This window comes from Hyphomonas jannaschiana VP2 (genome assembly GCF_000685215.1).
GTDB lineage: Bacteria > Pseudomonadota > Alphaproteobacteria > Caulobacterales > Hyphomonadaceae > Hyphomonas > Hyphomonas jannaschiana.
Genome location: NZ_ARYJ01000011.1, coordinates 77,028 through 96,629 on the forward strand (window position 1 = coordinate 77,028; position 19,602 = coordinate 96,629).

22 protein-coding genes are annotated in these 19,602 nt (G+C 61.5%); 11 read left to right on the forward strand and 11 right to left on the reverse strand.

Annotation, left to right across the window (positions count from 1 at the left end; all coding sequences use genetic code 11):
* Nucleotides 1-44: 44 nt before the first annotated feature.
* The 5 genes from HJA_RS14670 to HJA_RS14690 all read right to left on the reverse strand — a co-directional run bounded on the left by HJA_RS14670 (nucleotide 45) and on the right by HJA_RS14690 (nucleotide 4,936).
* Nucleotides 45-1,592: an acyl-CoA synthetase gene (locus HJA_RS14670; RefSeq protein ID WP_035583610.1), complete on the reverse strand. Its 1,548-nt coding sequence runs from the start codon at nucleotides 1,590-1,592 to the stop codon at nucleotides 45-47.
* 113 nt (nucleotides 1,593-1,705) lie between these two features.
* The gene (locus HJA_RS14675; protein ID WP_035583611.1) at nucleotides 1,706-2,308 is read right to left on the reverse strand and encodes a GNAT family N-acetyltransferase; all 603 of its coding nucleotides are present in this window, start codon (nucleotides 2,306-2,308) and stop codon (nucleotides 1,706-1,708) included.
* Nucleotides 2,287-2,688, reverse strand: coding sequence for a ketosteroid isomerase-related protein (locus HJA_RS14680; protein WP_035583613.1), 402 nt, complete (start codon nucleotides 2,686-2,688; stop codon nucleotides 2,287-2,289). The genes HJA_RS14675 and HJA_RS14680 overlap by 22 nt, the downstream gene beginning before the upstream one ends.
* Complete coding sequence (locus HJA_RS14685) at nucleotides 2,685-3,614, reverse strand: sterol desaturase family protein (RefSeq protein WP_035583615.1); 930 nt, start codon at nucleotides 3,612-3,614, stop codon at nucleotides 2,685-2,687. The genes HJA_RS14680 and HJA_RS14685 overlap by 4 nt, the downstream gene beginning before the upstream one ends.
* A 14-nt stretch (nucleotides 3,615-3,628) precedes the next feature.
* Nucleotides 3,629-4,936 carry a Xaa-Pro dipeptidase gene (locus tag HJA_RS14690; RefSeq protein WP_035583617.1) on the reverse strand — a complete coding sequence of 436 codons (1,308 nt, stop codon included), beginning with the start codon at nucleotides 4,934-4,936 and terminating at the stop codon, nucleotides 3,629-3,631.
* 182 nt (nucleotides 4,937-5,118) lie between these two features.
* On the opposite strand from HJA_RS14690, the gene HJA_RS14695 reads away from it, so the two are divergent.
* Both HJA_RS14695 and HJA_RS14700 read left to right on the forward strand, forming a co-directional pair.
* A complete protein-coding gene (locus HJA_RS14695; protein WP_035583619.1) occupies nucleotides 5,119-6,039 on the forward strand; it encodes a crotonase/enoyl-CoA hydratase family protein in 921 nt (306 codons plus the stop codon).
* Nucleotides 6,036-7,007, forward strand: coding sequence for an alpha/beta fold hydrolase (locus HJA_RS14700; RefSeq protein ID WP_035583621.1), 972 nt, complete (start codon nucleotides 6,036-6,038; stop codon nucleotides 7,005-7,007). The genes HJA_RS14695 and HJA_RS14700 overlap by 4 nt, the downstream gene beginning before the upstream one ends.
* Before the next feature lie 31 nt (nucleotides 7,008-7,038).
* Here the strand turns inward: HJA_RS14700 and HJA_RS14705 are convergent, their stop codons facing one another.
* The gene (locus tag HJA_RS14705) at nucleotides 7,039-7,809 is read right to left on the reverse strand and encodes an SDR family NAD(P)-dependent oxidoreductase (protein WP_035583623.1); all 771 of its coding nucleotides are present in this window, start codon (nucleotides 7,807-7,809) and stop codon (nucleotides 7,039-7,041) included.
* A 113-nt stretch (nucleotides 7,810-7,922) separates the two neighbouring features.
* Here HJA_RS14705 and HJA_RS14710 point away from each other — a divergent pair, with 113 nt between their 5' ends.
* The gene (locus tag HJA_RS14710) at nucleotides 7,923-8,408 is read left to right on the forward strand and encodes a CinA family protein (protein WP_035583625.1); all 486 of its coding nucleotides are present in this window, start codon (nucleotides 7,923-7,925) and stop codon (nucleotides 8,406-8,408) included.
* Between the two features lie 3 nt (nucleotides 8,409-8,411).
* On the opposite strand, the gene HJA_RS14715 is transcribed toward HJA_RS14710, so the two are convergent.
* The 4 genes from HJA_RS14715 to rpsF all read right to left on the reverse strand — a co-directional run bounded on the left by HJA_RS14715 (nucleotide 8,412) and on the right by rpsF (nucleotide 11,286).
* Entirely contained in the window at nucleotides 8,412-9,911 is a 1,500-nt protein-coding gene (locus HJA_RS14715) for a replicative DNA helicase (protein ID WP_035583627.1), read from the reverse strand.
* Nucleotides 9,912-10,075: 164 nt separating this feature from the next.
* Nucleotides 10,076-10,663 (reverse strand): 50S ribosomal protein L9, encoded by a 588-nt coding sequence (gene rplI, locus HJA_RS14720; RefSeq protein WP_035583629.1) that lies wholly within the window; start codon nucleotides 10,661-10,663, stop codon nucleotides 10,076-10,078.
* Nucleotides 10,664-10,675: 12 nt separating this feature from the next.
* On the reverse strand, nucleotides 10,676-10,933 hold the full coding sequence (rpsR, locus tag HJA_RS14725; RefSeq protein ID WP_034762771.1) for a 30S ribosomal protein S18: 258 nt from the start codon (nucleotides 10,931-10,933) through the stop codon (nucleotides 10,676-10,678).
* A 14-nt stretch (nucleotides 10,934-10,947) separates the two neighbouring features.
* Nucleotides 10,948-11,286 (reverse strand): 30S ribosomal protein S6, encoded by a 339-nt coding sequence (rpsF, locus tag HJA_RS14730; protein WP_035583631.1) that lies wholly within the window; start codon nucleotides 11,284-11,286, stop codon nucleotides 10,948-10,950.
* Nucleotides 11,287-11,496: 210 nt separating this feature from the next.
* Between rpsF and fabD the strand changes: the two genes are divergently transcribed.
* The 8 genes from fabD to HJA_RS14770 all read left to right on the forward strand — a co-directional run bounded on the left by fabD (nucleotide 11,497) and on the right by HJA_RS14770 (nucleotide 17,756).
* Nucleotides 11,497-12,447 carry an ACP S-malonyltransferase gene (gene fabD / locus HJA_RS14735; RefSeq protein ID WP_035583633.1) on the forward strand — a complete coding sequence of 317 codons (951 nt, stop codon included), beginning with the start codon at nucleotides 11,497-11,499 and terminating at the stop codon, nucleotides 12,445-12,447.
* Between the two features lie 4 nt (nucleotides 12,448-12,451).
* Nucleotides 12,452-13,189: a 3-oxoacyl-[acyl-carrier-protein] reductase gene (gene fabG, locus HJA_RS14740; RefSeq protein WP_035583636.1), complete on the forward strand. Its 738-nt coding sequence runs from the start codon at nucleotides 12,452-12,454 to the stop codon at nucleotides 13,187-13,189.
* Between the two features lie 112 nt (nucleotides 13,190-13,301).
* Entirely contained in the window at nucleotides 13,302-13,535 is a 234-nt protein-coding gene (locus HJA_RS14745) for an acyl carrier protein (protein WP_034762761.1), read from the forward strand.
* 25 nt (nucleotides 13,536-13,560) lie between these two features.
* A complete protein-coding gene (gene fabF / locus HJA_RS14750; RefSeq protein ID WP_035583638.1) occupies nucleotides 13,561-14,847 on the forward strand; it encodes a beta-ketoacyl-ACP synthase II in 1,287 nt (428 codons plus the stop codon).
* Between the two features lie 67 nt (nucleotides 14,848-14,914).
* Complete coding sequence (gene mltG / locus HJA_RS14755; protein WP_035583639.1) at nucleotides 14,915-15,943, forward strand: endolytic transglycosylase MltG; 1,029 nt, start codon at nucleotides 14,915-14,917, stop codon at nucleotides 15,941-15,943.
* Nucleotides 15,940-16,827, forward strand: a complete 888-nt coding sequence (locus HJA_RS14760; RefSeq protein ID WP_035583641.1) for a YicC/YloC family endoribonuclease — start codon at nucleotides 15,940-15,942, stop codon at nucleotides 16,825-16,827. Before mltG ends, HJA_RS14760 begins: the two co-directional genes overlap by 4 nt.
* Nucleotides 16,817-17,470 carry a guanylate kinase gene (gmk, locus tag HJA_RS14765; protein ID WP_035583643.1) on the forward strand — a complete coding sequence of 218 codons (654 nt, stop codon included), beginning with the start codon at nucleotides 16,817-16,819 and terminating at the stop codon, nucleotides 17,468-17,470. Before HJA_RS14760 ends, gmk begins: the two co-directional genes overlap by 11 nt.
* A gap of 82 nt (nucleotides 17,471-17,552) precedes the next feature.
* Nucleotides 17,553-17,756, forward strand: coding sequence for a hypothetical protein (locus HJA_RS14770; protein WP_035583645.1), 204 nt, complete (start codon nucleotides 17,553-17,555; stop codon nucleotides 17,754-17,756).
* Between the two features lie 53 nt (nucleotides 17,757-17,809).
* Here the strand turns inward: HJA_RS14770 and HJA_RS14775 are convergent, their stop codons facing one another.
* Nucleotides 17,810-19,030: an NADP-dependent isocitrate dehydrogenase gene (locus HJA_RS14775; RefSeq protein WP_035583647.1), complete on the reverse strand. Its 1,221-nt coding sequence runs from the start codon at nucleotides 19,028-19,030 to the stop codon at nucleotides 17,810-17,812.
* Between the last annotated feature and the right edge of the window lie 572 nt (nucleotides 19,031-19,602).

The window sequence follows — 19,602 nt, forward strand, 5'->3', positions numbered from 1 at the left end:
GCGCTGCCTTGAGGGCGGCGGCAAGCCTGCGCGATACGCGTGTATCAGACGATGCGGCTGTCTTTCTTGCCCCAGTAGCGGTCGCGGATGAGGCGCTTGTAGAGCTTGCCGGTCGGATGGCGCGGCAGTTCAGGGTCGAAGTCGATGCTTTTCGGGCATTTGAGTTTCGACAAATTCGCCTGCGCAAATTCCATCAGCTCAGCGACAAGTTCCTCGGACGGCGCAATGCCTGGCATCGGCTGGACCACGGCTTTCACGGACTCGCCGAACTCATCGTCCGGCACGCCGATCACGGCAACGTCGGCCACTTTCGGGTGGGTGATGAGGACGTTTTCGGTTTCCTGCGGGTAGATGTTCACGCCGCCGGAGATGATCATGAAGGCTTTGCGGTCCGTCAGGTAGAGATAGCCATCTTCGTCCAGCTTGCCGACATCGCCGAGGGACGACCAGTCCTTGTGCTTCGGATTGAGGGCTGCTTCGTTCTTGTCCGGCGAGTTGTGGTAGTTCGGCGGCGTCGTACCAGCGAAATAGACCTGGCCTTCCTCGCCAACGGGGACTTCGTCTCCGTTCTCGTCGCAGATCTTCACCTCACCATAAACGGCCTTGCCGACGGTGCCCTTGTGGGTCAGCCATTCCGGGCTCTTCGCCCAGGTCATGCCATTGCCTTCGGATCCGGCATAGTATTCGTCGATGATGGGCCCCCACCAGTCGATCATCTGCTCCTTGACCGGGATCGGGCACGGCGCCGCGGCGTGGACAACCCATTTCAGGCTGGACACGTCGTATTTCTTCCGAACCTCTTCAGGCAGCTTGAGCAGCTTCACGAACATGGTCGGCACCATCTGAATGTGGGTGACCTTGTGCTTCTCGATATTGGCGAGCAGTGATTCCGCGTCGAACTTTTCCATGATGACCAGCGTGGCGCCAAGCTTCATGAAGGTCATGCAGTAGCGCAGCGGGGCGGCATGGTAGAGCGGGGCGGGCGACAGGTAGACGCTGTCCGTACCCGCGCCGGAGAAGGCTTGCAGGATCTGGATAAGCACATTCGTGTCATCGATCGGTGTGTCGGGCTCAAGCGGCGGACGGATGCCTTTCGGGCGGCCGGTGGTGCCGGAAGAATAGAGCATATCCGTGCCGGCGGTCTGGTCCGCGATCGGCGTAGCCGGGAACTCGCCCCGAAGCTGTTCCAGCGGTGCGAAGCCGGGCATCGGACCGTCGATGGACCAGTAATGCTCGAGGTTCGTAAGGGCCTTCACCTCTTCCGCGACCGCGCGCTTGGACGCGCCAGCGATGAAGAGTTTCGCGCCGGAGTCCGACAGGATGTATTCCACTTCCGGTGCCGTCAGGCGCGAGGAGATGGCGACATAGTAGAGCCCCGCACGCTGGGCGCCCCAGCAGATCTCGAAATAGCGCGGGGAGTTCTCCGCAAACAGGGCAATCGTGTCACCCGGCTTGCAGCCGGCGGCGCGCAGCGCATGTGCGACCTGGTTCGAACGTGCCTCGAGCTGTCCATAGGTGACCGTCTCGCCAGAGCCGGCCATGATATAGGCGGGCTTGTCCGGATTGGTCTTGGCGTGGTGATGGGGATGCATTCCAGTGTCTCCTCACGAATTCCGGGGGCGCCTGTGCCCGGCCCCTTCGGAATAGTCAGGCGTGACCATACTCACACTGGCGGTGGCGTCCACCGGAGACGTAGCGGAAAGCGTCAGAACTGCCGCAGCCAGTAAGCCATCGGGTGATTGATCTCCGGTCCGCCAGCCTGTTCGGGCCAGGCGAAGTGCGCGGTCACGCCGGGCAGTTTGTGGTAGCCCCGGGCCTGCCAGAAGGTGTCGAGCGGGGCGTAGTCTGATGGCCGTTGCGGATGGTCCTCCGGCCGCTCCACGGCGCAGAAGCAGGCCCGCTTGTAGCTGTGGGCAATGGCATGGGCTTCGCGGGCGTCGAAGAAGGCGTGCCCGATCCCCTTGCCGCGATGCTCCGGCAACAGGACAGACTCCCCGAAATAGAAGGTCGTCGGCAGGTCATAGCCGGCCGTCAGAAGCGGCTGGGAGAATTCGGCATGCTGGTCGTCCATGCCGGAGCCGGTGGCGCAGCCGACGATTTCGCCATCGTCCGTCTCCGCTGCGACGATGAAGGCATCCTTTGCGCGCGCCAGCTTCTGCAGATAGGTCTCCTCATAGGCAAGGGAGCCTTCATAGAGGTAGGGCCAGGCGCGGAAGACATGGATGCGCAGGCGGGCAAGCGCGGGCAGGGCCGCGTCGAGGTCTGCGCCGGAAAGCGGGCGGATCTTCACGAGACCTGCCGGATCCATTCGCTGAGATTGTAGTAGGTCGTCACACGGCGGATGAAGCCGTCCTCGACCTCGAAGAACGCCCCTGCGGGAAGACGGTAGCGCTGCCCATGCGCGGGTGGCAAATCCCCGTCGGTCGTCCTGTAGATGCCGTTGACGATGAACTCGGCCGCCGCGCGTCTCCCATTCCGGGAGACCATGATGGCCATATCGGTCAGCTGCTCGCTGTAGCAGGTGTCCATATGTTCCATGAAAGCGCGGAACTTGTCCTTGCCGCCGCGGGCCGTGCCTTCGTTCACGTCATGGCGGACATCATCCGCCAGGCAGGCCAGCATGCCTTCCCGGTCTCCGGCATTGAAGGCCTCATAATAGCGCTCGATGAGGGCTTCCGTTTTGGTCATCTGGGGAGTCCTGGTTTGCCGGCCTGGTCCGGGTGGGTGTCGACATAAGCCTGTTTCAGCTCGACGGAGCGGCTGTGGTGGCCATCGGGGCTCCAGCCCGGGGCGTTGATCATGCGGCCGAACCATTTGTCCGGGCGCAGACCATCGTTGGCGCAGTCCTTCATCAGGGCGAAGAATTCGTGGAAGGCGACCGTGAAGGGATTGTAGGAGCCGACCGGTTTGACGATGCCATAGACCGGCTTGTCCTCGTCCAGTTCCGGCACAAACGTTCCGAACATCTTGTCCCAGATGATGAAGACACCGGCATAATTGGTGTCGAGGTAACGCGGGTTGGTGGCGTGGTGCACGCGGTGGTGCGACGGCGTGTTCATCACCGCCTCGAACCATTTCGGCATCCTGTTGATGGCCTCGGTGTGGATCCAGAACTGGTAGAGCAGGTTCCAGCCCGCTGCGAAGCCGATCAGGTAAGGGTGGAAGCCGAGTATCACCATCGGAAGGCCGAGAATGTAGAGCCCGGTGAAGGGGCCGAACCAGGGCTGGCGCAGGGCGGTGGTCAGATTGTAGTGCTCGGAAGAGTGGTGCGTGACATGCTCCATCCACCACCAGCGCGCGCGGTGGGCGAAACGGTGCTTCCAGTAATAGATGAAGTCGTAGAGCACGAAACAGGCAAGGAAGCTCCACCAGGTATAGGGCAGGGTGAGTACCCGGTAGGGCCAGGCAATGATCAGCAGCCAGAAGAACAGTGTCGCGGTTGCCGTGTTCACGACGACATTACCGATGCCCATGGCCAGCGAGGTGAAGGCGTCTTTCGTTTCATACCGCCCGTGCAGACGGCCGGATTTGACGCCCCACCATTCCAGGGCGACGGACAACACGAAGAAGGGCGCCGCATAGGTCGTGACGGGGGGGAAGTCGTGGAATTCCATGGGATACCGCCGGACTAGAGCGCGTCGCCCTGGGCTTTTCCGCCAACCTTGTAGACAACGCCTTCCTTCATCACGAAGTCCACATCACTGAGGATGGAGATGTCTTCCAGCGGATCGCCTTTGACAGCCACGAAATCAGCCGAGCAACCGACATCCACACAACCGACGACTCCCGCTTTGCCGAGAGCGTCGGCGGCATTCACCGTCGCGGCCTGCAGTGCCTGCATCGGCGTCATGCCGAAGGTGACCATGCGGGAGAACTGGTTGCCGTTCAGCCCGTGCGGATAAACCCCGGAATCCGAGCCGAACACCATCTTCACCCCGGCATCCACGGCGCGGGTGAAACTGTCACGCTGGATTTTGGAGATGGCGCGCTCCTTGTTGAGCGACTCTTCCAGCACGCCGTTCTTTTCGCCTTCGGAGAGGGTGTATTCGGTGTTGTAGATGTCCATGGACAGCCAGACGCCGCGGTCTTTCGCCAGCTGGATCGTCTCGTCATCGAGGATCGACGCATGTTCGATCGTGTCGATACCGGCCAGGATCGCGTTGCGTATGCCGATCGTGCCATGGGCATGGCTGGCGATCTTCAGGCCGCGGGCATGCGCCTCTTCGGCTGCGGCTGTCAGCTCTTCCAGCGTTCCCTGAGCCGCGCCAAGCGCAGTGCCTTTGGAGAACACGCCGCCGGTGGAGCAGGTCTTGATGAGGTCGACCCCGTATTTGATGTTCTCGCGCACTTTCTCGCGGAACTCCCACGGGCCGGTCGCGACGCCTTCGCCTGAGAGGGCGTATTCCGATGGCAGGAGATTGTTGTCGGAACAGTGTCCGCCGACGATCCCCACCGGCGGGCCGGAGACATACATGCGCGGGCCGGGCACCTCGCCGGCATTAATGGAATCGCGCAGGGCGACATCCCCATAGGAGTCCGCACCGACATTGCGCACGGTGGTAAACCCGGCCAGCAGGGTCAGACGGGCATTCTTCGCGCCTTTCAGGACCTTGCGCTCATCCGACAGGCTGAGGGAGTAATAGGGGCCGTCTGTCGGGTCGCCCGTCAGGTGGACGTGCATGTCGATAAAGCCGGGCATCATCGTCGATCCGCTGCCGAATTCGATGATGTTGCCGCTTTTCGGGGCCTTCAGGGTGGATTTCGTGCCCCTGGCCGTGATCTTGCCATCCGTAATCATGAACGCTGCGTTCCGGATAACTTTGCCATCTGCCGGATCGATGAAGCGGTCTGCCGAGACATATGTGGTTTCGGCCAGGGCCGGGGCAGTCATGGCCGAAGCGATAGCAAGCGCGGCGAAGGCGGGCGTCAGTCTCATGAGGGGCGTCCTGTGCTGGCGAACTGGAAATCAACCGGACTATCCTGTCCGTTCATGCGCCGCGTCAAGCGGATGACGCGGCGGCGCCTGTCGGCCCGGCCGGTCGATTGCGCGCCCTGACCGCTTGACGAACCCTGCGGAACCCCGCCTCACTGGCCGCTGAAGCAAAAGGGAGATCGGCCATGGCCGCAACGTCGCTCAAGACTTTCGAGGAAATCAAGCTGGAGAAGGAAGACGGCATCGCCATCCTGACCCTTCACCGGCCAGACAAGATGAACGCCTTCACCGGCAAGATGATGCAGGAAATGATCGAGGCCTTCGACATCACCGATGCGGATGACGATGTGCGCGTGGTGATCGTGACGGGACATGGCGACCGGGCCTTCTGTGCCGGGGCTGACCTGTCGGCCGGCGCAAAGACGTTCGATTATGACAAGCGCGCCGGTGACGGCGAGGCGGGCCGTACGGCCAGTGAGGACATCCAGCGCGACGGCGGTGGCCGCGTGACGCTCCGCATCTTTGACAGCCTGAAGCCGGTAATTGGTGCCATCAATGGCGCGGCCGTTGGTATCGGCGTGACCATGCAGCTGCCGATGGACATCCGCCTGGCCGCCGATAACGCCCGTTTCGGTTTTGTCTTCAACCGCCGGGGAATCAACCCGGAGGCGGCATCTTCCTACTTCCTGCCGCGGCTCGTCGGCATCCAGCAGGCGCTGGACTGGTGCTACACCGGCCGGATCTTCCCGGCGCAGGAAGCACTCGATGCGGGCTTCGTGAAAGCGGTCTATCCGCAGGCAGAGCTTCTGGACAAAGCGAAAGAACTGGCCCGCGAGATCGCTGACAACACGGCGGCTGTCTCCACCACGCTGACCCGTCACATGATGTGGCGCATGCTGGGCGCGAGCCATCCGATGGAAGCGCACATTGTCGACAGCGCCGCCATCTATTCGCGCGGCAAGACCGAAGATGCCCGCGAGGGCGTGATGAGCTTCCTCGAGAAGCGCAAGCCGACCTATCCGGTGAAAGTCTCCGACGGCATGCCGAACTTCTTCCCGTGGTGGGAAGAACCGGAGTTCAAATGGATTGGCGGTGACGGTTCGTGAGCGATCAGCATTTCGAGTTCGTAAAGACAAATGGCGTCACGCTTCGCGTGGCGACCGCCGGGGACGGGCCGCTTGTCGTGCTCGTCCACGGTTTCCCCGAAAGCTGGTATTCCTGGCGCCACCAGATCAGGGCGCTGAGTGAGGCCGGCTATCGCGTCGCCGCGCCGGATGTCCGTGGCTATGGCGAGTCCGACCGGCCGGAACCGGTGGAGGCCTATGACCTCGAAAGCCTGACGGGCGACATTGCCGGTCTGGCAGAAGCCTTGTCACCGGGGGAGAAAGCGGTCGTCGTCGGCCATGACTGGGGCGCGCCGATTGCCTGGAACACAGCCCGTCTTCATGCGGACAAGTTCCGGGCGGTGGCAGGCCTTTCTGTGCCCTACCTGCCGATGGGCGATGTGATGTTCCTGGACATGGTGCACAAAGTGTTCACCGAGCGCGGCCTGTTCTTCTATCAGGTCTACTTTCAGGACATTGGCCCGCCGGAAGCGGAGCTCGAAGCGGATCCCGCGGCAACGATCCGGAAGTTCTACTATGCGATCTCCGGCGATGCGCCGGACGGCACATGGCCGACGGACAAGAAGCATGGCGACACGCTGCTGCACCGCTTGCCGGAACCGCCGATGCCGCTTCCGTGGCTGAGCGAGGAAGACGTTGCCTATTACGACAGCCAGTTCCGCAAATCCGGCTTCCGTGGGCCGCTGAACCGCTACCGCAATCATGCGCGCGATTATGCGTTCCTGAAGAGCCATCTGGCCAATCCGGTGATCCAGCAGCCATCGCTGTTCGTTGGGGGGACGAAGGACCTGGTGCTGAAAATGTTCCAGGGCGACATCGTTGCGGCGATGAAACCGAACCTGGCGGACCTGCGCGGCTGCCACCTGCTGGAGGGCTGTGGCCACTGGACCCAGCAGGAGCGTCCGGACGCGGTGAACCGCTATCTGATCGACTGGCTGGGCGGGCTGTAAGGCCCGCCTGCCGGCACGATCCGGACGTCCTTCAGAAGTTCACGCGATTGGAGACGGCGCCGTCCACGATCAGGTTCACGCCTGTCGTGTAGGATGAGGCGGGGCTGGCGAGGAATACGGCCGCATTGGCGATCTCCTGCGGTGTTGCACAGCGCCCGGTCGGATTGCGGGAATTGGCCTGTTTGAAGAATTCCGGCTGGTTGGTCTCGATCATGTGCCAGATGCCACCCTCGAAATAGACCATGCCCGGCGAGACGACATTCACGCGCAGGCGCTTGGCCGCATTTTCGCGGGCGAGCCCTTTGGCGAAGTGGATGAGCGACGCTTTGACCGGTCCATAGGAGTCCGCCCGGTCGGCCTGAGCCGCCGACACGGACGCGATGATGACGAAGGCTGCGTCGCCATGCGACTTTGCGGCCTTGTCGAGGAAGGGCTCCGCGGCATTGAACGCGTTCACAGCGCCCAGCACGTCCAGCTGGAAATTCTGGGTCCAGGCTTCCGGCGTGTTGCCCTGTGCCATGGCACCGGCGTTGGAAACGAGAATGTCGATACCCCCCAGCTCGACCCCGGCCTTGCGGATCCAGGATTTCAGGGCATCGGCGTCAGTAATGTCGACAGAGGCGCCGGTCGATTTCACGCCGCGTGACTGAAGCGCTTCCACCGTTTCGGCGACCTGCCCGGCGTTCCGGGCGCAGACGGCGACGTTCGCGCCTTCGCCCGCCAGCGTTTCTGCGATCGCGCGTCCGATGCCGCGTGTGCCGCCAAGAATGACGGCGTTCTTTCCTTTGAGATGCAGATCCATTTCAGTTTCCTCCTGCGGTTACCAGAGGAGTGTGACGGCAAAGGCCCGCGAAACCAACACCTGTCTTTACGTCCAGGCTTGCCAGCACGCCGTTCGGTTGGTTGATGGAAGGCATGCAAAGCCTTCTCCCCATCGCAGCCGACATCGGTGAGCGCCTCAGACAGCGCGGCGAGACCGTCGCGATTTCCGAATCCTCCTCCGGCGGCCTGATCTCCGCAGCGCTGCTGGCTGTGCCCGGCGCCTCGGCCTTTTACCGGGGTGGCGGGGTGATTTACACGCCGCAGGCATTCCGGGGGTTACTCGGTCTGACGAAAGAGGACCTGGGCGACATGCGGTCTTCGACCGAACCCTATGCGCGGCTCTTGTCCCGCACGATACGGGGCAGGCTGCGTGCGGATTGGGGCCTTTGTGAAACCGGTGCTTCCGGGCCGAATGGCAATCCCTATGGCGATGCTGCCGGGCATACCTGTGTGGCGGTCTGCGGCCCGGACCGGTTCGAGGTGTCAAGGACACTGGAGACCGGCCTCAGCGACCGGGAAGACAATATGCGCCGGTTCGCCATCGAGGCGCTGGACCTGCTCCACGCGGCTTTGGCCTGAGCGCTATTCGAGGTCTGCAGCGTAGCCTTTTTGCTCCTTGGTCAGGTCGCCGAAGCGGGTGACGTTGGAGTCGAAGGCGAGTTCCACGCGGCCGATCGGGCCGTGACGCTGTTTGCCGATGATGCATTCGGCTTTGCCGTAAACTTCATCCATCCGCTGGCGCCACTGAGCCCATTTTTCGTTTGAGGCCGGGTCGGTCGGGTCGGCGCCGGGTTCGGTCCGGGCGAGGTAGTATTCCTCACGGTAGACGAACATGACGACGTCGGCGTCCTGCTCGATGGAGCCGGATTCACGCAGGTCGGAGAGCTGCGGGCGCTTGTCGTCACGCTGCTCCACGGCACGGGAGAGCTGGGACAGGGCGATGATGGGGACGTTCAGGTCCTTGGCAAGCGCCTTCAGCGATGTCGTGATCTGGGTGATCTCCTGCACACGGCTGGCATTGGCGCCAGACGTGCTGACGGTGATCAGCTGCAGGTAGTCGATCACGATCATGTCGAGGCCGACGGAGCGCTGCAGGCGGCGGGCGCGCGCGGCCAGCTGGCTGATCGAGATACCGCCGGTGTCGTCGATATAGAGCGGCAGGTTCTGAAGCTCTTCGGTCGCTTCGCGGAGGCGTTCGAAGTCGCTCTTGTCCAGATCACCCTGACGGATGCGGTGGGTCGTGATGCCAGTGCGCTCCGCAATGATACGCGTGGCCAGCTGTTCGTTCGACATCTCCAGTGAGAAGAAGCCAACGATCGCTCCGTCAACGGTCTTCTTGGAACCGTCTTCCTGCATCTCCGCGCGATAGGCAGAGGCCGCGTTGTAGGCGATGTTGGTCGCCAGCGATGTCTTACCCATCGACGGACGTCCGGCGAGGATGATCAGGTCGGACCGGTGCATGCCGCCAAGCTTTTCGTCCAGGTCGCGCAGGCCCGTCGGGATACCGGCAATCTTGCCTTCGCGCTTGTAGGCCGCCTCTGCGGTCTTCAAAGATTCCGTCAGCGCTTCGGCAAAGCTGGTGAAGCCCCGGCCCGAGGCGCCACGCTCTGCGAGATCGAACAGCTGGCGTTCGGCCAGTTCGATCTGGCGCTCGCCGCTTTCTTCAGGGGCAGGAGACAGGGCTCGGCCCTGCAGGTCGCTCCCGATGCTGACCAGAGAGCGGCGCATGGCCAGGTCGCGGATCATGTGCGCGTAGTCGCTGACTTCCGCGCCGAAGGCCGCCGAATCAAGGAGCTGTTCGAGATAGCGGGCGCCGCCGATCTCGGTGAGTTTTTCAGCCTTTTCGAAATGTTCGCGCAGGGTCACACCATCGGCGATGCGGCCCTGCTGGATCATCACCGAGGCGACCTCATAGAGTTCCTGATGCGCCGGAGCGTAAAAATCCGATGAGCGCAGGATGTCGGCGACACGTTGATACGAGTTGTTGTCGAACAGGATCGCACCCAGCACAGCGGCTTCGGCCGACAAATTATGCGGCGGTGCGATGGCGTCTTTCGGGGAACCGGTATCGTCGAGAGGCATGGTATTAACCCTACCTTACCTGAGGTGAGAGTGCACGGTGATAGAGCGGTCAGACCTGTGGATAAATACGTGTCATCGGTGGATGATCCGGGAAGTATCAGATTCGCCAAAGAAAAAGGCCGCACCCGGAAGTGCGGCCTTTCCGATCTTGTCTGCCGGGAAGCTTATTCTTCTTCGGCCGGGCCTTCAGCAGCGCGGTCAGCAGCCGCTTCGGCCAGTTCGCCGGCCTGCTCGTCAGCCATCGCCTGGTTGGCAGCCTGCAGCGAAGCAACAATGTCTTCGCCTTTGGCCTGACGGTCCGCTTCGTCCTGCGAGCGGGCAACGTTTGCCTGCACGGTGACGGTCACTTCCGCGTGGAGGCGGACGGATACGTCGTACATGCCGATCTCTTTGATCGGCTTGTCGAGGCGCACGCCCGAACGCGGCACGGTGTAGCCGGCGGCTTCAGCCGCGTCAGCGATGTCACGCGCGGTGACGGAGCCGTAGAGGTGGCCAGTGTCGCCAGCCTGACGGATCAGCACGAAGATGGCGCCGTCGAGCTTCTGGGATTCGTTCTCAGCAGCTGCGCGGGCTTCGGCGTTGCGGGCTTCGATGGCTTCGCGTTCACGCTCGAAACGGGCGCGGTTGCGGTCATTGGCCATCAGGGCCTTGCCTTTGGGGAGAAGGAAGTTGCGGGCGAAGCCGTTCTTCACTTTCACTTCGTCGCCGATGCCACCGAGGTTTTCGACGCGCTCAAGGAGGATCACTTGCATGTCAGTCTCTCCTTACTTCACTTCGAAGGGAAGCAGGGCGAGCATGCGGGCACGTTTGATGGCCTGGGCAAGCTTGCGCTGGTTCTTCAGGTTCACAGCCGTGATGCGGCTCGGCACGATTTTCCCTTTTTCAGAGATGTAGCGCTGGAGCAGTTTCACGTCTTTGTAGTCGATCGCCTGGGCGTTATCGCCCGAAAAAGGATCGACCTTGCGGCGGCGGCCGAACGGACGGCGGGCCGGGATGTTCGTAATGTTCAGTTTCTGAGCCATGTCCTGTCCCTTTCCTAGTCGCGGCGGCGGTCTTTACGGGAGAGGACCGGCGACGGTTCGTCGGTGAGCTCTTCCACGCGGATGGTCATGTAGCGCATCACATCTTCCGACAGGCGCTGGCGGCGTTCCAGTTCGTGGATCGCTTCAGCCGGTGCGTCGATGTTGATCAGCGAGTAGTGACCCTTGCGCTGCTTCTTGATCGGGTAGGCAAGGTTGCGGAGGCCCCAGTATTCGGTTTTGCCGATGGTGGCGCCTTTTTCCTTGAGGAAGCCGGACAGTTCTTCGACAAAAGAGTCGACCTGGGCCGGCGAGATGTCAGGTCGTGTGATCACGACATGCTCGTAAAAAGCCATGTTTTCATTCCCAAAATCAAAGGGGTGCGGCGCCTGACAGTGGGAAACTGCCGGACGATGGCCCCTCTTCCCCCGGCTCATTCCGGAGTACCAAGGACCGCATCCCTGTCCATGAAGGCGGCTGTAAAGCCTATCTGGCAAGGAATTTCAATAGCTTGCGCACACGCGGTCTCACCTTTAGGCACGGCGAAAATTTCGGGAGAATCGCCGATGACCAAACTCGCTTTCATTTTTCCTGGCCAGGGCAGTCAGGAAATCGGCATGGGCAAGGCCCTTGCGGACGCTTATCCGGCCGCCCGGGAGGTCTTCCAGGCCATCGATGAGGCTCTGGGCCAGAACCTGTCGGACCTGATGTGGAACGGCACGATTGAAGATCTCACACTGACCGCAAACACCCAGCCTGCGCTGATGGCGCATTCGCTGGCAGCGATGAAGGCGCTGGAAGCCGAATTCGGTATCTCGGCGAAGGACGCTGCCTTTGTGGCCGGGCATTCGCTGGGAGAATACTCTGCGCTGGCAGCGGCAGGATCGCTGACGATCGCCGATACGGCGCGCCTGCTGCGTATTCGGGGCAATGCCATGCAGTCCGCCGTACAGCCCGGCGAAGGCGCCATGGCGGCGCTGCTGGGCGCGGATGTGGAGCAGGCAGAAGCCGCCTGCGCCGCTGGTCGTGAGACGGGCGGCGCCTGCGAACTGGCCAACGACAATGCGCCGGGCCAACTGGTGCTGTCCGGTTCCAAAGCGGCGATTGATGCGGCCTGCGAGTGGGCCAAGGCCAATGGCGTAAAGAAGGCGATGCCGCTGAATGTGTCGGCGCCTTTCCATTGTTCCCTGATGCAGCCTGCCGCCGATGCGATGGCCGAAGCGCTGGCGGGCACCGAGATCAAGGCGCCTGTTGTCCCGGTGGTCGCGAATGTCTCTGCTTCGCCGGTGACAGACCCGGAAACCATCCGCCAGAACCTCGTCGCACAGGTCACCGGCCGTGTCCGCTGGACCGAGAGCGTGCAGTTCATGGTCGCACAAGGCGTCGACACGACGGGCGAAGTTGGCAACGGTAAAGTGCTGACGGTCATGCAGCGCCGTATCGAGAAATCACTGAACGGCTTCACCCTCGGGTCTCCCGAGGATCTCGAAGCCTTCGCACAAGCCATGAAGGGATAATCCCATGTTCACACTCACCGGCCGTACGGCCCTCGTCACGGGCGCTTCCGGCGGCATCGGCAGCGCGATTGCGAAAGCCTTGTCGGAAGCCGGCGCGAAAGTCGTCCTGTCCGGCACGCGTGAGGGCGTGCTGAACGAGGTGGCGGCGACGCTGCCAGGCGAAAGTGCCGTGGTGACCTGTAACCTGTCCGACCCGGAGGCCGTGGATGGCCTTGCGGCGAAGGCCGAAGAAGTGGTCGGCCCGCTCGACATCCTGGTCGCGAATGCCGGCATTACGCGCGACAAGCTGCTGATGCAGATGAAGGATGACGACTGGAATGACGTCATCAACATCAATCTCGGCTCCTATTACCGCCTGACGAAGAGCGTTGTGCGGGGCATGATGAAGCGCCGCCACGGCCGCATCATCGGCATCACGTCGGTTGTGGGCGTGACCGGCAACCCGGGCCAGACGAACTATTGTGCGTCGAAAGCCGGGATGATCGGGTTCACCAAATCACTGGCCCAGGAAGTCGCCAGCCGCGGCATTACCGCCAACGCGATCGCACCGGGCTTCATCGAATCACCGATGACGGATGTCCTGCCGGAAGCGCAGAAGAGTTCGCTTCTCGGGAGAATTCCGGCCGGCCGTTTGGGGCAGGGTGGTGATATTGCTGCAGCTGCGGTGTATCTGGCCTCTGACGAAGCCGCCTATGTTACGGGGCAGACACTGCACGTAAATGGCGGCATGGCCATGATCTGATAGGCACAGTTGGTGGCGATACAAGGGCTTGGCGGCTCGGATAACTGTGTGCTAGGCGCAACACAATGGTTCGGATTTCGGGCCATTCCTCAGGCATTTAAGAGAGGTAAGCATGTCTGACGTTCTTGAACGTGTTAAGAAAATCGTTGTCGACAATCTCGACGTGGAAGGTGACAAAGTCGTCGAAAGCGCGAGCTTCATTGACGACCTTGGCGCAGACTCGCTGGACCTCGTCGAGCTGGTCATGGCTTTCGAGGAAGAATTCAATATCGAAATTCCGGACGACGTGCAGGAATCCATCCGCACCGTCGGTGACGCCGTGACCCACATCAAGGCTCACATCTAAGACATCCTGGACAAGAGGGGTCTCCATGTCTGACCGCCGCGTCGTCATCACCGGTATTGGTATTGTTTCGCCGCTTGCGGCGACACGCGAAGCCACATGGGAGCGGCTTATTGCCGGCAAGTCGGGGGCCGGGCGTATTGATACGTTCGATCCCGAAGACATGCCGTGCAAGATCGCTTTTCAGGTTCCGTGGGTGACTGGCCGCGGTGGTGGCGAAGGAGACCCTGAAGCATTCGATTCCGAAAAGTTCGTCTCCAAAAAGGAGATGCGCCGGATCGATGAGTTCATCCTCTACGCCCTCGCGGCTGCAGAGGAGGCTGTTGAAGACGCCAATTGGCGGCCCGAAGACGAAGAAGAGAAGGAACGCACCGGCGTCCTGATCGGTTCGGGCATTGGCGGGCTGGAGTCGATCTACGAAACCGCGATCACGCTGCATGAGCATGGTCCGCGCAAGGTCAGCCCGTTTTTCATCCCTTCTGCCCTGATCAACCTCGCCTCCGGCCAGGTCTCGATCAAATACGGGTTCAAGGGACCTAATCACTCAGTCGTGACGGCTTGTGCCACTGGCGCGCACGCCATCGGGGATTCCTCCCGCCTCATCAAATACGGCGATGCCGATGTGATGATCGCCGGAGGCGCCGAAGCCGTGATCGGCCGTATCGGCATTGCCGGCTTCTGTGCCGCCAAGGCCATGTCGACCAATTTCAACGATACGCCCGAGAAAGCTTCGCGTCCCTATGACAAGGACCGCGACGGTTTCGTCATGGGCGAGGGCGCTGCCGTCCTGGTGCTCGAGGAATATGAGCACGCCAAGGCGCGCGGCGCGAAGATCTATGCCGAAGTCTCGGGTTATGGCCTGACTGGCGACGCTTACCACATCACAGCCCCTGCAGAGGGCGCTGAGGGTGGCTACCGTGCCATGAAAATGGCACTCAAGAATTCCGGCATCGATCCGACCGAGATCGACTATGTCAACGCGCACGGCACCTCGACTCCGAAAGGCGACGAGGGCGAGGCAGGCGCTGTCGAGCGTGCCTTCGGCGACCACGCCAGCAACATGTCCATGTCATCGACGAAGTCGGCTGTGGGGCACCTGCTCGGCGCTGCTGGCGCAATTGAAAGCGCATTCTGTGCGCTGGCAATCCGTGACCAGGTGATGCCGCCGACGCTGAACCTCGACAATCCGAGCTTCGAGACCAAGCTGGACCTGATCCCGCACAAGGCCAAGAAGGGCCGCGTGCGTGCCGCCATGTCGAACAGCTTCGGCTTCGGCGGAACCAACGCGAGCCTTGTCCTGCGCGAGGTGAAGTAAGTCCCTTTCCGGAGTCCTGCACCCCGCTTAGGCTGCGGTGCAGGAAACCCGCTGATTGAGGCTGCGCATGAAATTCCTGAAGGGCCTGCTGTCGCTCATTGTCCTCGTCCTCGTCATTGGCGGGGCCGCTGCCGGTGCCGGCTGGGTCTGGATGCAGGATGCGCTGAACCGTGACGGCCCGCTGGCCGAAGATGTCGTGTTCCATGTCGAACCGGGTGAGGGCCTCGCTGGCGTCGCGGTCCGTCTGGAACAGGAAGGCATCATTCGCAGTGCCAATCTGATCCGACTGAAAGCCAAGCTGGATAACACAGAAACCGACATCAAGACTGGCGAGTTCAAGATCGAACGCGGCGCCAGCATGGTTGAAGTGCTGCACACGCTGATCGAAGGCAAAGGCATTCTTTACAAGATCACCTTGCCAGAGGGGCGCACGACGGCGCAGCTCCTGAAAGTGATTGAGGCCGATCCGGTCCTCGTCGGGGATATGCCGGAAGAGGAGGTGGCGGAGGGCTCCCTCCTGCCGGACACCTACCTGTTTGATCGGGGGATGACGCGCGCCGAGCTGATCCAGCTCATGCAGGACAAGCAGACGGAATTGCTCGAGGAATTGTGGCCGGAGCGGGATCCTGAAATCCCGGTGAAAACACCCTATGAGGCCGTGATCCTGGCTTCCGTTGTCGAGAAGGAAACCGGCCGCGTTGACGAACAGCCGGAAATCGCAGCCCTGTTTACGACGCGCCTGAAGCGCGGCATGCGGCTGGAAAGCGACCCGACGATCATTTACGGCGTGTCGCGCGGTGAACCGCTCTACAATGCGAGAGGTCAGCGCCGCACTTTGCGCCGGTCAGAAATCGACACGAAGACGGACTGGAATACCTACCAGATCGACGGCTTGCCGAAGACACCAATCTGTAATCCCGGTCGTGGTGCGATCGAGGCGGTGCTGAACCCGCCGCATACGGAATACATTTTCTTCGTCGCTGACGGCAAGGGCGGGCACCTGTTCGCCAAGACGCTGGCGGAGCACAATCGCAATGTGGCGGCCTATCGCGCCTATGAGCGGAAAGAAATCGCACGGGAGCGGGCAGGCGAATGAGCGTACTTTCGGGGATGACCGGCTTTGCCCGTGTGGCGGGTGAAGCCGAGTGGGGCAGCTGGGCCTGGGAAGCGAAAAGCGTCAACGGCCGCGGCCTCGATGTGCGCGTGAACTACCCGCCGGGATTCGAAGCGCTGGAGCGCGCCATCAAGACGGCCGCACCGAAATTCTTCAAGCGTGGTTCCCTGCAGGTCGCACTTCGGATCGACCTCGCAAGCGGCGCGGACTCGGCGACAATCAACAATGCGCTTCTGGATGCGCTGGCTGCCGCCGTAGAAAAGCGGACGGGCACGGCTCTGTCGGGCGATGTGTTCGCGAGCCTGATGAACGTCAAGGGCGTCGTGGAGCCCGGTGCGTCCAGCCTTCGCGATCTGGCGGGGGACGAAGCAATCACAACGGTGCTGATCAGTGCCGGCGAGAATGCCCTGCAGGCCCTGCAAGCTGAGCGGCAGCGCGAGGGCGGCGTGCTGGCGGAGCTGCTGGAAGGCCTTGTCGCTGGCATGGAGGCGCACTGGCGAGAAGCCGGTGAGTTGGCGGCCTCCCAGCCTGCCTTGCTCAAGGAACGCCTGACAAAGCAGCTGGACGAGCTCGATCCCGATGGCCGGGTCGACAAGGACCGGATGGCCGCTGAGATCGCCCTCAGCGCCGCCAAGGCGGATGTGCGTGAGGAACTTGACCGGCTGAGCGCGCACTTTGCTTCGGCGCGTGAGCTGCTTGCGGGCGGCTCGCCCGTCGGCCGGAAACTGGATTTCCTGGCCCAGGAGTTGAACCGCGAAGCCAACACGCTCTGCTCGAAATCCATCAGCCTCGATTTGACGAATGCGGGACTCGGTCTCAAAGGACTTATCGACCAGTTCAAGGAGCAGGCGGCCAATGTCGAATAGCGGACACCCAAAAGACAGCGGCACGCGCCGGGGCCTCATGCTGGTGCTGTCCAGCCCGTCCGGCGCCGGCAAGACGACGCTGGCGCGGAAACTGATCGATGAGTTCCATGATGTGAAACTGTCAGTCTCCGCCACGACGCGTGAGCCGCGGCCTGGAGAGGAAGACGGCAAGGATTATTTCTTCCGGAGCGAAAAACAGTTCCAGGAAATGATCGAGCGCCGCGAGTTCCTCGAATGGGCCCATGTGTTCGATAAATATTATGGCACCCCGAAAGCCGACACCGTCGCACGGCTTGAGGCGGGGGAGGACGTTCTCTTCGATGTCGACTGGCAGGGCGCCGATGCGTTGCACGACCAGATGCCGAATGACGTGGTGTCTGTGTTCATTCTGCCGCCCAGCATCAGTGCGCTGGAACAGCGGCTTGCCGCCCGGCCCGGTTCGACACCTGAAATCGTCGCCCGGCGCATGGAAGACGCAAAGCGCGAGATCATGCACTGGCGCCGTTATGACTATGTCATCGTCAATGAAGATCTTGAAGTCGCCTATCAGCGGCTGCGCCGGATCCTCTTGGTCGAGCGTCTTAAACGCCTGCGCCAGCTGGACCTAGAAAACCATGTCCGCCGCCTGCTGGGTGAGGCCTGATCCAGAACAATGCTTGACTTGGGCGCGTCATTGACGACGCTCGCAGGTAGAGCGGCGATTCAACACTCCGACAGGACCCTGAATGACTGACCCCGGTGATCCGAAGCCAGACCTGCCAGAACGCGCTCCTGCGCGGCCTGTGTGGCTGTTCTGGCTGATCCCGATGGCCATGCTGGTCGGCATTGTCTGGTACGTGCTGCGCGGAGACAGATCGCCGGACGCCGCGGCGGAGAATCCGGCGGCTGTATCTGAAGCGCCTCTATCTGAAGCGCCTGACGCCCAATAAAAAAACCCCGCAGCGTGCTGCGGGGTTTTCTTTTATTGGCTCTGCCGGAAGGATCAGGCCTTCGACATGGCCTCTTCGAAGTTCTGGGCGACTTTCTCGATGAAGCCTTCCGTCGTCTGGTAGCCCTGATCCGGGCCGACCAGCAGGGCGAGGTCCTTCGTCATGATACCGGACTCGACGGTCTTCACGATGGTCGCTTCCAGCGTCTGGGCGAACTTGCGTACGTCCGGCGTGCCATCCATCCGGCCGCGATGGTCGAGACCTTGCGTCCAGGCGTAGATCGAGGCGATCGAGTTGGTCGAGGTCGCTTCGCCCTTCTGGTGGTTGCGGTAGTGGCGGGTCACGGTGCCGTGTGCGGCCTCCGCTTCGACCGTGTTGCCATCCGGGCTCATCAGGACCGAGGTCATGAGGCCGAGCGAGCCGTAGCCCTGGGCAACCGTGTCGGACTGGACGTCACCGTCATAGTTCTTACAGGCCCAAACATAGCCGCCGGACCATTTCATGGCAGCCGCCACCATGTCGTCGATCAGGCGGTGCTCATAGGTGCCGCCGAATTCAGCGAACTTGTCGGCGAACTCGTTGTCGAACACTTCCTGGAAGATGTCCTTGAAGCGGCCGTCATAGGCTTTGAGGATCGTGTTCTTGGTCGACAGGTAGACCGGCCACTTGCGCTGCAGGCCATAGTTCATGCTGGCGCGGGCGAAGTCGCGGATCGACTCGTCAAGGTTGTACATGCCCATCGCGATACCGGAGCTCGGGAAGTCGAACACTTCGAATTCCTTGGAGTCGGACCCGTCCTCGGCTTCCCATTTCATGGTCAGCTTGCCTTTGCCCGGCACGAGGAAGTCGGTGGCCTTGTACTGGTCGCCGAAGGCGTGACGGCCGACAACGACCGGCTTGGTCCAGCCCGGCACGAGGCGCGGGATGTTCGAGATCACGATCGGCTCGCGGAACACGACGCCGCCGAGGATGTTACGGATCGTGCCGTTCGGCGAACGCCACATCTTCTTGAGGCCGAACTCTTCAACGCGGGCTTCGTCCGGCGTGATCGTCGCGCACTTCACGGCCACGCCGTATTTCTTGGTGGCATTGGCGGCGTCGATGGTGATCTGGTCGTCGGTTTCATCGCGCTTCTGGATCGACAGGTCGTAATACTTCAGGTCGACGTCCAGGTAGGGGTGGATCAGCTTGTCCTTGATAAGCTGCCAGATGATGCGGGTCATTTCGTCCCCGTCCATCTCGACGATCGGGTTCTTGACCTTGATTTTCGCCATATTTGGAAGTCCTTGCGCTTGTAATTGTCTGGCAGGCCTATAGCAGAGCCCGGGCAGGCGTCAAAACAGGGAATGCTCATCATTATTGCGGTGAACTTCGACGGTTAGATTATCGCAGAGTTCACACGAAAAAGCTTGTGGGCCGGAGGTGTTTGTGAAACTATCTATGGGAGAATAATCCGCAACCAAAGGGAGCGGACACATGAGGTCGATACTTGTGGGCTTTGTGTCGATGGTAATTGCGGCGTCCCTGCAAACGAGCTCAGCACAGGTGACTTGCTTTGGTGCGAACTGTCCCGATGAGGGGCCGGACTATGGAAATTATACGCCTGGCATGAATGGGTCTTTTAACGAATGGGACAGGTTTTCGACGTGGTGGGGTTTATCAGCAGGCTTCCATATGCCTCCTGACTATACGTTTAAGCAGTGTTTGCAGCATTGCTTTGCTCATGCCGAGGAAGCACAAAATGTATGTACACAAACGATGAATCCGGATTTGATCGCGGTTTACGGATGTCATGACGTGTACATGTCGGTTCTGAATAACTGCCAGAACTCATGCCACACGCGGC